Raw genomic sequence first — 15,431 nt, 5'->3', positions numbered from 1 at the left:
AACTTATAAATAAAATTAATAATCACCAATATAAAATGGCGTTAATATCTGCTTATGGTTTTAATGGTTCTAATAGTGAATAAAACTATTTTTTTATTTTAAATGATAATTTAAATAAGCGTTAATGCATTGTTTGTGAGGCAAAAATATAAAATATTCCTTGCGGTTATATTAAATGGTTTATATAAGAAACAAGCTTATTAAGCTGATACTAGCTAATCCTAAGCTTTGTGTTCACCTGAAAAATATAATTCTAAGAAGGAAATTGATGTGCTGACAATTATTGGTATTTTAATCATTATATCGATAGTAACATTATTGATGATGGGAAAAGTTAGCCCAATTATCGCAATGTCTTGTATTCCTTTTATTGGTGCTTTATTTGCCGGTTATTCTGTTGCTGAAATTTCAGTATTCTTTGAAAGCGGCATTAATAAAGTCTCAAAAGTCGCAGCTATGTTTTTATTTGCGATTTTATTCTTTAGCTTAATGAAAGACCTGCATATTTTTGACCCGTTGATCCGTTTAATGGTTAAAATGACTCGTGGGAATATTATTGTTGTTTGTATTATGACAACGTTAATTGCGGGTATTGTCCATCTCGATGGGTCAGGTGCTGCGACATTCTTAATTATTATTCCTGCATTGTTACCTTTATACCGTCAACTTGGTATGAGCCCCTATTTAATGTTGCTACTGATGTGCGCCAGTATGGGTGTCATGAATATGGTACCTTGGGGCGGGCCATTAGGCCGAGCTTCAGCTGTAACCGGAATTGATGCTTCGACCCTTTGGCAACATTTGATCCCAGTACAACTAATTGGTATGGGTGGCGCAGTGGTATTTGCTATTCTGATGGGGTTACGTGAGAAACGACGTATTGCAGCGGCCAGTTTGAAAGGAACTACGCCATATGAAATGGATTCTTTGTTACCTGTCAGTGACGACACTGCAGATATAACAGAAACGGTTCAAAAACCTAAAAAACCACTCATCAATGGTGGGTTAATTGTTGCCTCCGTTGTGTGTTTAGCATTTGGTTTATTATCTGCACCTTATGTTTTTATGATTGCACTTTCCATTGCCTTGATGGTGAATTTCCCTAATCCTAGAGACCAAATGAAAATTTTGGCCGCCCATGCACCACAAGCGTTGGGAATGGTTGCTATTATATTAGCGGCGGGAGCATTTTTGGGTATTTTATCGGAAGGTGGCATGCTTGAGTCAATCGCAACAGACTTAACGGCTATCTTGCCAACCGAATGGGTTTCTAAAGTCCATATTTTTGTCGGTATTTTAGGTGTGCCGATGGATATTTTTACCAGTACCGATGCTTACTATTTTGCCTTACTACCAATAATTCAACAAATTGCCGCCACAGTTGGTGTTGATCCATCTTCCGTTGTTTACGCCATGGCGATAGGTAACAACGCAGGGACCTTCGTGAGTCCTTTTTCTCCAGCGGCGTGGCTAGCTATGGGGTTGGCTGGAATTGATATGGGCCGCCACTTACGTTATTCGTTTGGTTGGATTTGGTTGTTCAGTTTCTTTTTATTAGCGACTGGGGCGCTAATCGGCTTGTATTAATTTACTCGTTGGCTTTAACGCCACAGCGTTGTTGGCTTCAAAAGTAAACCCTAGTCACATACTTGTGTATGCGCCTAGGGATTTACTTTTTTGCCGCCTAGCTGTGACATGAAATATTTAGAACAAATGGTTTTTATTTTGCGTGCTGGATTATTTTCTTTTATCAATTATTGGGTTTATCAGATAGTTACTATGTCGTAAAGCGAAGGGCTATGACATGATTTATTGGTTAATGATATCAATAAGGTTTGTTATGCGTAGGCCGCTTTCTTCTTATCATCCTATTCTCTATTGGCTGCGTGTCACCCAAAAACGTTTAGCTCGACGATTGCATTGGGCATTTTCCGCCAAATATTATGCGAAATTAAAATCCAATGAACGTCTTGAGTATCGCTACAACAAGCACACATCTAAGCTGATCCGTAAATTAGGTGAGTCAGACCTACGTTTACAATACAACAAAGTGACAAACTTACGTATTGCTGCAGAAGCGATGAATGGAGTCATCATCTACCCAGGGGAATACTTCTCATTTTGTCGGCTCGTTGGAAAACCAACTGCGCGCAGAGGTTTTCTTGAAGGTATGGAACTTTCGTTTGGTGAGGCTCGTTCAGGGATTGGCGGGGGAATCTGCCAACTGAGTAATTTAATTCATTGGATGGTATTGCATTCTCCATTACAAGTGGTTGAGCGTGCTAATCATAGTTTTGATCCATTTCCAGATGAAGGGCGGGTATTGCCTTTTGGTTCTGGGGCGGCAATTTTTTATAATTATATCGATTTGGTTTTTTATAATCCGACACAAAGTGCTTTTCAGTTGGTATTTAATATTGCAGAACATCAACTCGAAGGGGAGTTATTGAGCTGCACTCCTCGTGAACACAAATACCATATTTATGAGAAAAACCATAAATTTACCCGAGAGAATGAAGTTATATACCGTCATAATGAAATTTGGCAAAAAGTAACAACCAAAGGACAAGAACCTATCACTCTGCAGGATAATTGTTTGTATCGTAATAAAGTGGTAGTGAAATATTCCCTAGATGAAAATTGTATAACAGTTGAATAGTTGCGTTAGTAATGAGATTAGGAATAAATTGATAGCCTTTTTCTTGACAATTAGACTAAAATTCAACTGTTTTCCTTCAATTTCGCTAATTTTAACTATTAGCCAAGTAAAAATGAGGCCGTTACTCGGAATAGATATGTAATACCTACTCTTGATTTCTCAACAATTAAAGACGCAAATCTAACAAAAGATTTGTGGTTATTTCTATTTCTTTAGAGAAAGCATGATGAATATGCAATCAAGAAAGTATGGTAGAACGTATCACTATCCGTTCTCCCCTGGTACGACTAGTGATGATCGCATCAATAGCGATTGGTGGTCGCACATCCAAAATATAAACAAACTGGTTCACACAGAAAAACTGGATGGTGAAAATAATTGCTTAAACCGCTATGGAGTTTTTGCACGCTCTCATGGTGCCCCAACCCAATCGGCATGGAGCCAGCAAATTCGCCAACGTTGGCAGCTGATTAAAGATGATTTAGGGGATATCGAACTCTTCGGCGAAAACCTTTATGCAATACATTCCATTGAATATCAACATATTGAAGATTATTTCTATGTGTTTGCTGTTAGGCAAGGGGAGTATTGGCTTAGTTGGGAAGAGGTGCAATTTTATGCGGCTTTATTTGATTTTCCAACTGTCCCACAATTAGATTTATCACTCAGTAAACAGATGGATAAGCAAGAGTATGCAAGTTCATTAATTACTGCGGCATCATTAGATAGTCAATTCATTGCGCGTGATACACATACAGGGAAAGCCTGTAGCATGGAAGGGATTGTGAGCCGTGATAGCCAAGGGTTTCATGTGGATGATTTTATGGCGCATGTTTTTAAATATGTGCGTAAAAACCATGTCAAAACAGATATCCACTGGAAACGGCATTGGCAGAGAGCCAAGCTGGCCTTTGAATTACAAGGAGAACAACCATGAGTTGGCAATTAACCCAATGTCGTGATTGGGCGCAACTTGAAAAACAGTTCGATTTTGTGCGTGATATGCAATATGTGCCGCAAGACCGTTTGCACCATGCGGAAGGTAATGTGGCCATTCACACTCAAATGGTGTTAGCGGCTTTGGAAGATTTACCTGAATATCAACAGCTTCCAGAACTTAAACAACAAATCGTTTGGGCGGCAGCGTTGCTGCATGATGTTGAAAAACGTAGTACGACAAAAGAAGATGAAGAGGGGCGGATTCATTCGCCTGGACATGCTAAAAAAGGTGAGTTATCTGTACGAAATATATTATTTCGACAAATAGAAACACCTTTTGCTATTCGTGAACAGATTGCGGCTTTAGTTCGATTTCATGGTCTACCGCTTTGGTTAATGGAAAAGCCAGATCCTGAACGTACATTATTTGCGGCATCATTGCGCGTTGAAATGCCTTTATTGTGCATGTTAGCGAAAGCCGATGCGATAGGGCGTACATGCGAAGATAAAGCGGAATTATTAGTTAGAATCGAGCTATTTGAATTATTTTGTCGTGAGCAGGGCTGTTGGGACAAACCTAAATCATTCGCTTCACCAGCTGGGCGCTTCCATTATTTTCATCATCAAAAAGGCACTACGGATTACCAACCTTTTGAAGAGATAGGGAGCGAAGTGATTATGCTATGTGGTTTGCCGGGGATGGGAAAAGACCATTTTATCAAACAGTTTTACCCACAAACGGCAGTCGTGTGTTTAGATGATATTCGCCGAGAACATAAAATCAACCCTGCAGATAAAAATGCACAAGGGTGGGTAGCTCAGCAAGCTAAAGAGCAAGCAAAACGATTGTTACGCACTAAAACACATTTTATTTGGAATGCAACATCATTAAGTGCCTCTTTACGGGGAACCATGATCAGCTTATTTGAACGTTATCAAGCCAAAATCCATTTAGTTTACTTGGAAGTGCCATTTAAACAGTGGCGGCAACAAAATCAACAACGTAAGTATGCAGTGCCGGAGCAAGTTATGGAAAAAATGGCAGGGAAGTTGGAGTTGCCAACGCCAGATGAGGCACATCAAGTTTCCTATTATATTGATGGTAATTTTGAACCGTTATTTGCAGAAAAATAAAATTAATCACCTGCCTCTAGATAAGAGGCAGGCCAAGATATTAGTTTTAAGGAACGTAGACATCGCCTTCAAAGAGTTTTCTTGCAGTTCGAATAATTGAAGCTTGAAGCTCTTCCGGTGAGTTGCCTTGTTGGTTTAACGACACGTCAAATTTGCCACTTAAATGCTCAATAGCAATGTTTTTCATATCAACAGAGTGAACATATTGCTGGGTAATACTATTAGGAACAATAGTACTTGTGGCAATGGCAATAGCACCAGTCACGGCAAGAGCGCCATGGCATTTATGTGGCATAAAATAGCGGACATTAATGGTTCCACCGTGAATGGCGGGTGAAATCAATATGGGTTTAGGAATAACTTTTTTGCTCACATCACCAAGTCCCATCGCTGCCCCGGCTTTTATACGAATAGTTTCCAGCTTTTGCATAAATTCGGTATCGGATTCAAGTTGCTCCGCAGTTTCATAACCAGTTTTATTGAGCTGAGGAGCATCAATTAATACCACAGGCATTGCCATATCAATACAACTGACATCAATGCCTTCAATGGTATCAATAGCATGACCAGTAGGAAGCAATTTTCCTGTTTTTGTTCCACACGCATTTAAAAATGTCAGGGCAACAGGCGCGGCATGGCCGGGTACACTAGCAATTTCGGTATCACCATCATAATCCACATGGCCATCAGGCGTTTGCACCGTAGAGTTGACGAAAGTGTTCGTATTGACATTACGGATCCTGACAGTGGTTGTTTTACCAGTAATAGGAACTAACCCCTTTTCAATCGCAAAAGAACCCACGGCACAAAGAATATTTCCGCAATTTGGTGCGGTATCAACAATACGTTCAGTAATAGAAACCTGAACGAATAAATAATCAATATCAGCATCAGGATGAGTTGAAGAGCTAATAATAGCGACTTTGCTGGTTTGTGGGCTACCCCCACCAATACCATCAATTTGCAAAGCATGACCAGAACCCATAATAGCAAGGATCAGTTCATCCCGTTGTTGAGTGTCTTTAGGGAGAGAGTCCGCTAAAAGGAATACGCCTTTCGAGGTGCCGCCACGCATTAGTGTACAAGGAATTTTTTTCATCTGTTTACCCGTCATATTTCACGCTGTAGCTGTGTTGGCTGCAGTCAGCCCCCCAAGTCACATACTGATGTATGCTCCTTGGGATGCCTTCGTTTTGCCGCCTTGCTACAACGCGAACTATTTAGGGTAAACCCGCTAGATATATCTAGGAATACCTGTTAAGTATGACGCTGTAGCTGTGTTGGCTGCAGTCAGCCCCCCAAGTCACATACTGATGTATGCTCCTCGGGATGCCTTCGTTTTGCCGCCTTGCTACAACGCGAACTATTTAGGGTAAACTGACTTAATATTATTAGGTAACCCTATGAATTTGATTAGGTTAAACCCGTCAAGTATTATTACGGTAAACCTAACTCATATTATTAGGGTAAACTTAAGTCTGAATTAAGGTTGCTCCAATAAAGTTCACGTTATAGCGCCAAGACTGCAAATAACTCTGGAACAGCGAGAAATTAATAATTTTGTTGTTAAATAGGGCACAATCATGATTGTGCCCGTCGTGTCGGTTTATTGACGAAGAATTAAATTAATCCAGTACTAATTAAAATTTCCCACCAACCTAAACCGATAGTCATGTGAACAAATAAACTAATGAAGGCAACTAACCCGCCGATGATCCACCAAGAACGGATATCGTTATAACCTGCACCGAATACGATAGGTGCTGCTGCACCGCCATAGTGCGTTACGCTTCCGCCATAAGCATTCGAGAACAGTAAGCCCAGAGCGAGCAACATCGGAGGAGCCCCTGCAACCATACCTACAGTGGCAAATACCGGCACCATGGCTGCAACGTAGGCACCACCAGAGGCGAATAAGTAGCGAATGGCAACACTGATGAACATGATGACAAAGAAGGCCAGCATCGCTTGGTCACCGAAAGAAAGGTATTGGCTCATGGTATCTGCGAGCCACTTGAAGAAGCCTGCTTTTGTGAGTACGCCTGACATACTGATAATACCACCGTACCAAATCAGGGTATTCCAGCCGCCTTTATTCTTCAGTACGTCATCCCAAGTTACAACACCGAGGATCAGGGTTAATGCCATGACCGCAATCGCGACGCTAGACGCGCTAACACCGATAAGGTCAGAGAAAATCCAGCCGCACAGCGCGATAACAAAGACAATCCCCAGCAATTTTTCACGCATAGTCATTGGACCTAAATCTTCAAGGCCTTTGGCTGCGATCTCTTTGTTATTCACCTTTTTCAACTCAGGCGGATACAGTTTGTAGATCATTAACGGCGTCAAAATCAGCATGATTAAACCCGGTACAGAGGCGGCAAGTGCCCATCCGCCCCAACTTAAATGGATGCCCATAATGTCACTCATCATGGCAAGGGCGAGTGCATTCGGCGCCATTGCTGTCAAGAACATATAGCTGGTGGTTTTGGTCACCATATACACGTTGACGAGGAGGTAGTGACCTGCTTTACGTGGGCTTTTTTCTGGATCAGACCCTAAAGCAACGGCCACACTATTGATAATTGGGAAAACAATTCCCCCAGCACGTGCTGTATTCGATGGCGTCGCAGGAGCGATAATTAAATCAAGGATTGCGGTTACATAACCAAGCCCTAATGTTGTACCGCCTAATTTACCAATCAAAATATAAGAAAGGCGTTTACCTAAACCAGTAATAACAAAGGCAGCACTCAGAGTAAATGCAGCAAATACAAGCCATGTCGTACCGGATGCATATCCGCTTAAAACTTCGCTTGCTTTGACATCTTTAGTACCCGTTACCCCAATAATTACCGCACTTGCAGCAATCGTGGCTAATAAAATAACAGGCTCTGAATATGGTTTAAGTACCAGCCCAACAATGGCGGCAAGATAAAGACCGAATAGCAACCACGCAATATGTGGTAGACCCGCTGGTGTTGGTATTAAAGCAATAATAATTGGAATGGCTATTAACACGAATAGCTTCCATATTTTTTCTTTTTGCATAAGCCAATTTCCTTGATTAAATCAATATTAAATTTATTTAATATTAAATTGAATGAACTTTAATATTAGGAATTTGTTAAAGTGACGATATTTTAAATATGGCTGTATCTTGAGTGAATAAAATGATTTTAATTCTTCATTAGTAATTCACCCTAAGGTATATAATTTAGTTAAATAGTTAATTGGTTTTTATTTGGTTAAATTGTTTTATTTTTTAAATTATTCCTATTTTATTAGTATTAAAAAATCACTTAATGTTAAATAAAAGAATGATTGGGTAATCGCGCAAAGAACCAAGTTAGAATTAATAAGTCTGCACTTCCCCCTGGGCTCACATTTAGCTGAATACATTCATTATCAAAATGTTTAACTTTAACTAAGTCATCACAGGTATTGATACCAGCAATTAATAACTGTTCCGCCCGTTGTTTTACCCATGCTAAGCCGTTGACACCCCCACGGTTGACAATATTCGTATCGTCATTCAGGCTCATTAATAGAATCAAGGTATCAAGTAGGGCAATATCGGCTAGTTTGCCTTTAGCGAGTTGCTGTAAATAATAAGGAAGTGAATGTTTGATTACTAACGAGTAACCGCCTTCGGCTTCACCTCTTGCACCGGTTAGCCCATGGCTCTGATATAAACGCTGGCCTGCGGTGGGTTTTTCGGTTTTTTGTTTAAGTTCATTGGTAATTCCCTTACACATACTAGCAACCAATAAGCTGACATTTTCCGGTGAGACACATTGTTGTTGTGCAATCAAACGGCCTATTGCGGTTAAGACTAAACCTAAGGAAAAAATACTGCCTTTATGGGTATTAACGCCTTTTGTTGCACGGAACATCGACCTTTCGCAATCCATACCAATAGGGCGAATGTAAGGTAATAGCTGCGCTATAGGGCAATTTTTATATTGAGCGCCTGCCTGTAAAAATCGTGGAAAATGTGTCGCGATGGCATTGGCACTTAAATGAAAGTCAGTCAGTGCCATATCTTTATGGGCACCGGTATTGTGTTTATCAACTAACCCGGGCTTAGGGGTTAAATTCACTTCGGCCAACATCGCTTGCCATGCTAATTGGCTGTAATAGCGAGTTAATTTTTCATTGATATGGCTGAGTTGTTTAATAGGTTGCATTTGCTAACTCCTCGATACGATCAAGTATCTCAACCAATGAATGTGTCCGTTGACGAGCACAAACTTTTGCTTCATTTTCACAAATTAAGCATCGTCTTGGTGGAAAATTTAATTGAGATCGCGAATATTGCTGTCCATTCGCATCAAACACATCAAAATCCCATAACCGACCAACAGCAGACGATCCTTCTAGGTGAATTAACGCTTTTTTTATCTCGATAGCATCACCATCAACGGCGACCAAGCATTCCGGCCCCGTTTTGAATGCCCAAGATTGTTGTGATAAAAACACCCACTGCCCGCATGAAGCAATTTGTTCAAGCGCATTTAAGCCCTGATTAAACACATGTCTAACAAGAGAATTGTCTTTGACAGCTCCAGGAAAAACGACAGTAAATGAAATCAAGGTTACCTGATGGAGACCAATCCATGCTTGTTGGCGAGCCTGACGGGCATCACGGCTATCCAACAGTTCAGGTAAAGAAATTTCAAATTGCTCTTGAGTATCAGGCAGTGGGTAAAACATATTTACTCCTTCACTTGATGAACAACATCAATGATTGAACCATCACGATAACGGACAACCGCAACAGCTTTATCTGTAAATTCAATTGGGTTAGGAGTACCGGTTAATAATTGTGCTCGCTCTCTTAACCAGCTCATTGAAACGGTTTTAATACCTTGGCTTTCAAGTTGCTGTTTTAATTCAGGGCGTGCAGGGTTAACCGTAATACCATGGTCAGTGACAAGAATATCGACACTGGAACCTGGTGTAACACAAGTGAGAACTTCATCCACTAACGTTGGAATACGTCCTCGGACAAGCGGAGCAACAATAATTGACAGTTTTGAGGCTACAGCAGTATCACTATGACCTCCAGATGCACCACGAATAACACCGTCAGACCCTGTTAACACATTGACATTAAAGCGTGTATCGATTTCTAACGCACTGAGTACGACGACATCAAGCATATCAACGGAAGCACCTTTCGAATCAAAACAGGCATATTGGTTAGCACTGATTTCAATATGATTCGGGTTGCGAGCAAGTGATTCAGCTGCCGCTTTATCAAAGCTTTGAACATCTAATAATTTGCGAATTAACCCTTTTTCATGTAAATCAACGATAGTTGAGGTAATACCGCCAAGTGCGAAACCAGCTTGAATGTTATGGCGTCTCATTTTATCTTCAAGGAAGCGAGTAACGGCCAAAGAGGCGCCACCAGTACCGGTTTGTAATGAGAAACCATCTTTGAAATAACCGGATTTTTCGATAACATCCGCTGCGGTACGCGCAATCAGAAGTTCACGAGGGTTCGATGTCATACGAGTTGCATCTGCCCCGATTTTATCCGCATCACCCACGCGTTTAACTTTGACGATATAATCGACTTCATCTTGTTTAATACTGGATGGGTTATGGGGGTAATCGAGTATCTCTTCCGTTAACATCACCACTTTTTTCGCAGTTTCAGCGTCAATTTTGGCATAACCTAAAGAGCCACAGCAGGCCGTTCCGGTATATCCGTTTGCATTACCGTATTCATCACATGATGGCACGCCAATAAATGCCACATCAATAACTAGTTCACCGCTATGAATTAGATTGGCTCTTCCACCATGTGAATGGATTTGTACGGGTTCTTCTAACTCACCACGTGAAATGGCTTCAGCGAGCGGGCCTCGGATACCAGAGGTATAAATTTTACGAATAACCCCATGACGAATATGTTCAACAAGTGGTGAATGGCAAGCACTTAATGAACTGGATGCAAGTGTTAAGTTGCGAAAGCCCATCTCTGCAATGACTTGCATCACCATATTGACCGTAAGGTCTCCACCACGAAAGGCGTGATGGAAAGAAATGGTCATACCGTCTTTAAGACCAGAACGGCGAATAGCGACTTGCAAGTCATCACACAATTTGCGATTTCTCGGCTTTTGTACCTGCTGTTGTACTTTACCAATATCTTTAAATTCACGTAGTACATCGTCAGTATTTGGTTGTAAGTAGGCTGATACGCGAGCCTGGCGCTGAGTATTATTTGTCATTTTTATTGCCTCACTCTTCCCGAATTCCTGATAATGCTGCTCGTGATAATACGAGGCGAGCTCTGTCAATAACTGGGCCATCGACCATTTTTCCGTTCAATGAAACCACACCTTTACCTTCAAGGGCTGCGGCATCAGCGGCTTCAACAACACGCTGCGCATGGTCGACTTCTTTTTGAGTTGGTGCATATAAATTATGAAGTAACTCAATTTGTCTTGGGTTAATTAATGATTTGCCATCAAAGCCGAGCTGTTTAATGTGAGCGGCTTCGCGTAGGAAACCTTCTTCATTATTAGCATCAGAATAAACGGTATCAAACGCTTGAATACCTGCTGATCGAGCGGCTTGTAAAATGGCGCACCGAGCATAGAGGAGTTCTACGCCGTCTGGAGACCGCTCGGTGCGCAAATTGCGGACATAGTCCTCGGCACCTAATGCGATGCCTATAAGTCTTGGTGATGAATGAGCAATATTTACAGCTTGAGTGATGCCCATTGGTGATTCAATAGCGGCTAGCAAACCTGTGCTGCCTTCTTCGCGGCCACAGCTTTTTTCTATACGCAAGATTTCACTTTCAATATCAATAACATCTTGTGCCGTATCCGTTTTAGGAAGGCGGACGATATCCGCACCACCGCGAACAACGGCTTCAAGGTCAGCAACACCAAAAGCGGAATCTAATGCATTGACCCGTACAATGGTTTCAATATCTTGATAAAGCGGGTGCTGCAATGCATGGTAAACCAAGCGACGAGCCGTATCTTTTTCGCGCAAAGTGACGGAGTCCTCAAGGTCGAACATTAAAGCATCCGCTTTATAAATAAAGGAATTGCTCAACATAGCTGCATTAGAGCCGGGAACAAACAGCATACTTCTGCGTGTGCGTGATTTTTGTTCTGGAGTCATTACTTATCCTCCCAAGGCAGATAGTCGATATCACAAGCGCGAGCCAATAAGGCTTCTAAGCGGGCTTTGAGTACGCATTCTAGTGCACCTTTATCATCTACAATGATTTGTGCCCCTTGAATATCATGTTGCTGGATAACTTCTTGTACGATTTTTGCGATAGCATCCCCAAACTGTTTTTCAACACTACTGGTAATTTGTATTGAGACCTCTTGAGTGTCTTCTAGTGGCTCTATGCGAACCATGACATCACTTGATTCAAGTGTGCCAGCTACTGCTGCGTGCTTTATCTTCATATTTCACCTATGGCTAATTCAGAACTTTCGGTGTGGCCTTGAGCAGATGCGACTTGATTGGCGACCATCTCTTGTAAATATTGATAGGTTGCCTCAGGCACAATCGGCTTAATCGCCGCAAGATCTTTTTTAGCGAGCAATCGTCTAACTTGTGAGGCAGAAACAGCCGTTCCATTGATGATTGTTCGCGGAAATTCAATGAGTTCTATAGGTGGAAAATTCATAGCATCGGTTTTTAACCAAAAGCGCATGTCTTGGTTATATTGGTTGGTGACTTGGCAAAAAGGTTCCGAGCCTACGAATCGATGGGTTATCCCTAAAGCAGGGGCAATATATTGACGAAAAATCTTAATATCGATTTCGGTATAACAGTTATTAGCAACTGTTTTATCTTTAATAAAGTAACAAGGAAAAGTCGCTCGAGAAATAATATATTCCGAACCTTTATGAATAGTAAGATTTTCTATTCCTTTGGTTCCTGCTTCAATTAAATTTAATCTAACTTTATAAGGAAAACGTGAGGTATCTTCTTTGACAACGAATAGATGTAGCCAATCACAGGCCTTCGCAGCTTGCTCTATTAAATAACGATGCCCAAGAGTGAAGGGGTTGGCATTCATAACGATTGAGCCAATTTTTTTTCCTTCCTTACGTTGTGCTTTTAAACTTTCGATATAACGTTTTAGATAACAGCAACTATTTTCCATCAATACCATAATATCAGGAACTGTGGCAATGGTATGAAAACCACATTGTTGGAATAAGCTTTCATTTTGAAATTTGGTATAAATAAATAAATGAGTTGTATTATTTTCGTAAGCAAGATTAACCAGTTCTGTTGCTAATTTTAATGCAAGGCCTTCACCTCGAGCATCATCGCTAATAGCAACGCATTTAATAACATTTTTTGCTAATCCTCCACACGCAATTAATTTTTCATTGCGAGAAATCGTAATAAAAACGTCAATACTTGAATCAAGTTCTAAATCGTTTTCCTTTAAAAACTGAGTTATTTCAGCAAGTTTCCTGTTCTCATGACGTTTTACTTGGTTAAACGTTATGTTTTCGAACATAATAGTATCCTGCATCTCATTTAGAGATGTTTTTAAAATGTTGCTAATGTTAAAGTTAATTAAATAAATTCTCTTAGGTTGTTTTTATAAAAACAAATATAAATTTTTATTTAATTACCCTCTCTGATATTTATATTAAAGATACTGTATTTAATATATTTGACCTATTTCATGTTTCTCAAATGAGATTGTATTTGTTTAATGGTTTTAAAGTTTTTAATTATTGAATATGTTTTTTATTGCTTGGTTTTAATGTGTTTAATTATTAATATGTGTATTATATCTTTGGCTTGAATCCGATTTATCGGTTATCCTACCATTTTTGAGTTAACAAAATTTTTACTTTTCAGCCAGTAACGAGACATAACATGAAAAAAGAATATACGTTCTCCTCATTGAAAAAAGTAAATTCAGTTTCATTTTCAGTACGAGTATTTTTTCTGTTATTAATAGTTTCTGTTTTTTTAACTCTCGGGCTGGGTAAATATTTTACGGACACAGCTGAAAATCGATTGATTGCGAACATTCAATCGTTAGCAATGAGCCAAGCAAAGCTGATTGCTTCTATTGATGGTGTTGTTCAATCCGTAAAGTATAGAGATATTCCTGGGTTGAAGGTTATCGCTGACAAACTAAACCAAGATTCTAACTACGATTATGTTGTTATTGGTGATGAAAATTCGATTCGTTTGTATCACCCAAATAGTCAAAAAATTGGTTTTCAAATGCAGTGGAACAAACCAGGAGCCTTAGAGAAAGGGGAAAGCTATTTTATCAATGGCGAAGGTTCAATGGGGAATGCTGTTAGAGCAAAAACACCCATTTTTGATGAGCAAGGTAAAGTGATCGGTGTTGTTTCTATTGGCTATCTATCCAACAAAATAGAAACATCACTCAGTGAGTTATTCGTACAAACAGGAGCCACTTTTTTAGGGATACTGATTATATTGCTCTTCTTATCATGGGCATTTTCACGTTTAATTCAAAAACAAATGTTGGGTATGGAACCTGAGGAAATAACCCAATTAGTCTTAGTACAAAAAGGGATATTTGAAGCTGTTTTCGAAGGTGTTATCGCAGTGAATATACAAGGGCAGATTATTAATATTAACTCTAATGCCCGGAAAATGTTATCTCTAAGTAAGCCGCTGGGGCAGTTAACAGGGACTTTTGTGTCGGAGCATATCTCGCCAGCCGACTTTTTTATTACCGATATTGAAACGACTAAGCATGATGTGATTTGCGAATTTAATGGTCTAAATGTGATTGCAAACCGGGTGGCAATTCGTGATGGGGAACATCTTGTGGGGGCGGTCATTAGCTTTCGTAGCCAAAATGATATTGAATCGCTAAACTCTCAGTTGACTCAAGTTCGCCAATATATAGAAAGTTTACGTACGTTACGGCACGAGCACCTTAATTGGATGTCAACATTAAGCGGTTTATTGCAAATGAAAGAATATGACCAAGCGTTGGCGCTAATTAAAGGGGAGTCAGAATCTCAGCAACAATTAATTGATACACTCCGTGGGCAGTTTTTTGATAAGCAAGTTGCTGGTTTATTATTTGGTAAACACCACCGAGCCAAAGAACTAGGCTTACAATTAAAATTTACTGCGGGTAGTCAGTTACATGAATTACCTGATTCATTAAATAGTACTGAATTTTGTGCCATTTTGGGTAATCTACTCGATAATGCGTTTGAAGCAAGTTTGAAAAATAATCAGGGTAATAAGCAAGTTGAGTTATACCTTTCAGATGAAGGAAAGGAGATTGTCATTGAAGTCGCTGATCAGGGATGTGGTTTCCCGTCAGAAATTCAAGACAAATGGTTTGAGCGTGGTGTCACAACGAAAACAGATATAGCAGATAGCCATGGTATCGGGTTATATCTCGTTGCATCTTATGTTAAACGCTGTAATGGTGCAGTGATTATTGAAGAAAATCAACCGCATGGTACAGTATTTTCAATTTTTATTCCGAAAGTGTTGAATAGGCGTTCTTAGCATATCAGAGTATATCAATTCACAATCTAACTCATTGATAATAATTGATAATGTAATTCACGGGCAATCAGAAGTAGTCACGTAATAGCCGTTTTTGCTTGTACCTGAGCTTGTACCTAAAAACGACCAAAAAACATACAGCGTTTTAACGTGTAGAAATTAATAGCTT

At 40.0% G+C, this 15,431-nt stretch carries 13 protein-coding genes; 5 read left to right on the top strand and 8 right to left on the bottom strand.

Annotation, left to right across the window (positions count from 1 at the left end; all coding sequences use genetic code 11):
- Nucleotides 1-270: 270 nt before the first annotated feature.
- From FVA72_RS13300 to FVA72_RS13285, 4 genes are all read left to right on the top strand, one after another.
- Complete coding sequence (locus FVA72_RS13300) at nt 271-1,587, top strand: CitMHS family transporter (protein ID WP_036957833.1); 1,317 nt, start codon at nt 271-273, stop codon at nt 1,585-1,587.
- A 217-nt stretch (nt 1,588-1,804) separates the two neighbouring features.
- Nucleotides 1,805-2,659, top strand: a complete 855-nt coding sequence (locus FVA72_RS13295) for a VanW family protein (protein WP_004255480.1) — start codon at nt 1,805-1,807, stop codon at nt 2,657-2,659.
- A gap of 226 nt (nt 2,660-2,885) precedes the next feature.
- Nucleotides 2,886-3,596 (top strand): RNA ligase family protein, encoded by a 711-nt coding sequence (locus FVA72_RS13290; protein WP_110592578.1) that lies wholly within the window; start codon nt 2,886-2,888, stop codon nt 3,594-3,596.
- The gene (locus FVA72_RS13285) at nt 3,593-4,732 is read left to right on the top strand and encodes an AAA family ATPase (RefSeq protein WP_110591568.1); all 1,140 of its coding nucleotides are present in this window, start codon (nt 3,593-3,595) and stop codon (nt 4,730-4,732) included. The genes FVA72_RS13290 and FVA72_RS13285 overlap by 4 nt, the downstream gene beginning before the upstream one ends.
- A 46-nt stretch (nt 4,733-4,778) precedes the next feature.
- Here the strand turns inward: FVA72_RS13285 and FVA72_RS13280 are convergent, their stop codons facing one another.
- The 8 genes from FVA72_RS13280 to citC form a co-directional block, all read right to left on the bottom strand.
- Nucleotides 4,779-5,831 (bottom strand): 4-oxalomesaconate tautomerase, encoded by a 1,053-nt coding sequence (locus FVA72_RS13280; protein ID WP_110591569.1) that lies wholly within the window; start codon nt 5,829-5,831, stop codon nt 4,779-4,781.
- A gap of 521 nt (nt 5,832-6,352) precedes the next feature.
- A complete protein-coding gene (locus FVA72_RS13275; RefSeq protein WP_094961208.1) occupies nt 6,353-7,786 on the bottom strand; it encodes an anion permease in 1,434 nt (477 codons plus the stop codon).
- Nucleotides 7,787-8,043: 257 nt separating this feature from the next.
- Nucleotides 8,044-8,925, bottom strand: a complete 882-nt coding sequence (gene citG, locus FVA72_RS13270; RefSeq protein WP_110591570.1) for a triphosphoribosyl-dephospho-CoA synthase CitG — start codon at nt 8,923-8,925, stop codon at nt 8,044-8,046.
- Nucleotides 8,912-9,451: a citrate lyase holo-[acyl-carrier protein] synthase gene (gene citX / locus FVA72_RS13265; RefSeq protein WP_110591571.1), complete on the bottom strand. Its 540-nt coding sequence runs from the start codon at nt 9,449-9,451 to the stop codon at nt 8,912-8,914. Before citX ends, citG begins: the two co-directional genes overlap by 14 nt.
- Before the next feature lie 2 nt (nt 9,452-9,453).
- Nucleotides 9,454-10,980, bottom strand: a complete 1,527-nt coding sequence (citF, locus tag FVA72_RS13260) for a citrate lyase subunit alpha (protein WP_096865105.1) — start codon at nt 10,978-10,980, stop codon at nt 9,454-9,456.
- Between the two features lie 10 nt (nt 10,981-10,990).
- Nucleotides 10,991-11,887: a citrate (pro-3S)-lyase subunit beta gene (citE, locus tag FVA72_RS13255; RefSeq protein ID WP_004255459.1), complete on the bottom strand. Its 897-nt coding sequence runs from the start codon at nt 11,885-11,887 to the stop codon at nt 10,991-10,993.
- Nucleotides 11,887-12,183, bottom strand: a complete 297-nt coding sequence (gene citD, locus FVA72_RS13250; RefSeq protein WP_004255457.1) for a citrate lyase acyl carrier protein — start codon at nt 12,181-12,183, stop codon at nt 11,887-11,889. Before citD ends, citE begins: the two co-directional genes overlap by 1 nt.
- Complete coding sequence (citC, locus tag FVA72_RS13245; RefSeq protein WP_243154702.1) at nt 12,180-13,256, bottom strand: [citrate (pro-3S)-lyase] ligase; 1,077 nt, start codon at nt 13,254-13,256, stop codon at nt 12,180-12,182. The genes citD and citC overlap by 4 nt, the downstream gene beginning before the upstream one ends.
- A 368-nt stretch (nt 13,257-13,624) precedes the next feature.
- On the opposite strand from citC, the gene dpiB reads away from it, so the two are divergent.
- Nucleotides 13,625-15,262 (top strand): sensor histidine kinase DpiB, encoded by a 1,638-nt coding sequence (dpiB, locus tag FVA72_RS13240; RefSeq protein ID WP_004255452.1) that lies wholly within the window; start codon nt 13,625-13,627, stop codon nt 15,260-15,262.
- Nucleotides 15,263-15,431 lie beyond the last annotated feature (169 nt).

Source organism: Providencia sp. PROV061 (genome assembly GCF_011045655.1).
Taxonomy (GTDB): domain Bacteria; phylum Pseudomonadota; class Gammaproteobacteria; order Enterobacterales; family Enterobacteriaceae; genus Providencia; species Providencia hangzhouensis.
The sequence above is the reverse complement of the archived record's forward strand: the minus strand, read 5'-3'. Positions and strand labels throughout refer to the sequence as shown.